General features: G+C 65.2%; 1 protein-coding gene. It reads left to right on the top strand.

What is annotated here, in order from left to right; genetic code table 11:
• Positions 1-1,090: HYR domain-containing protein (locus tag VNN55_10370; protein HWO57957.1), on the top strand; the 1,090-nt coding region annotated here is incomplete at its 5' end.
• Between the last annotated feature and the right edge of the window lie 432 nt (positions 1,091-1,522).

Below are 1,522 nucleotides of genomic sequence, written 5' to 3'. Positions count from 1 at the left end.
CGGCGGAGCGGTGACGCTGGCGCAGTATCCGGCCGGGCCGTATCCAATCGGCCAAACCAATGTGACGCTGGTTGTGCACGACGATGAAGGCGACTCAGCGGTCTGCCTCTCGACGGTGACCGTGCGTGATCTGACACCGCCCACGGTGACCTGCCCCGGCGATACCACCATCACTATTCAGGAAGGGGAGACGTGTGTGGCCGTCAACCACGTCGCCTCGGCGTTCGATTTCTGCGGGCTGCAGAGTCTGACGGCGGCGCCCCCGTCGGGCTTCTGCTTCCCGGTCGGCGCGACGCTGGTGACGGTGATCGGGACCGACCTGGCGGGCAACGCCGACACCTGCACCTTCACGGTGACGGTGGAGACCGAAGGCGGCCAGCTCGAAGCGGTTTTGGATATCAAGCCGGGATCGTGCCCGAATCCGGTCAACGTCGAACGCAACTGGAACAAGTCGAAGGCCGTGTTGCCGGTGGCGATCCTCGGCACGATGGACTTCGATGTGCACGAGATCGATCCGATGACGGTGCGTCTCGAAGGCGTGGCGCCGCTGCGCTGGAGCTTCGAGAATGTGTCGCGCCCGGTGATGGATCCGGAGGAGTGCGAATGCACGTCCGCCGGTCCGGACCGGATCATGGACATGACGCTCAAGTTCCAGCTGTCGGAGATTCTCGCGGCGATCGCGCCGTTGTCGCACGGCACAGAGGTGTTGCTGACGCTGACCGGCCTGACCGAGGATGGCGATGAGTTTGTCGCCAGCGACTGCATTCGGGTCATCGGCGATCTGACGTCGCTGCCGAAGGTGGCGATGGTGCCCGGCGACTTCGGCCTGACCAACAGCCCGAACCCGTTCAACGCCGGCACGGTGATCCAGTATGCGCTGCCGGAAGACGGCTCGGTGCGGCTGGAGATCTTCAACATCCTCGGCCAGTCGATGGGCGTGCTCGTCAATGAGTTCCAGGCCGCCGGACCGCATTCGGTTTCCTGGGATGGCCGCGACGTAAGCGGCGCGCAGGTGCCGTCGGGCATCTACCTCTATCGCCTGCAGGCGGGCGCGGAGATGACAACCCGCAAGATGGTGTTGATGAAGTAGTCGACGTTTCGGCAAGGCAACAATGGCGCCGCCCCCGTGATGCGGGGGCGGCGTTTTTTTGTGGGGGAGCGATCATCGCTTCCGCCGTTCCAACGCCAGCGCGGCCGCTGGGGGGAGGGGCGTATGCAATACGCCCCCGTGTGATGGCGGGCATTCACGGGATGCCCGCCACCCGTCATTGCGAGGAGTCTGCCGGCGGCGGACCACGAAGCAATCCTTTTTGCCCCGGTGGTGGGGAAACAAAGATTGCTTCGCCCCTCACGTGTCCGTCGCGCTCACAGTGCTGCGGGATGGCGCGGGGCTCGCAATGACGGAGGGTGGGGCAGGTCCGCAGGTTGACATCGGCGCGCCATGCGTAGGGGCGTGTGCAATACGCCCCCGTGTGATGGCGGGCATTCACGGGATGCCCGCCACCCGTCATTGCGAGGAGTC

This window comes from bacterium, from assembly GCA_035559435.1.
Classification (GTDB): domain Bacteria; phylum Zixibacteria; class MSB-5A5; order WJJR01; family WJJR01; genus JACQFV01.
The sequence above is the reverse complement of the archived record's forward strand: the minus strand, read 5'-3'. Positions and strand labels throughout refer to the sequence as shown.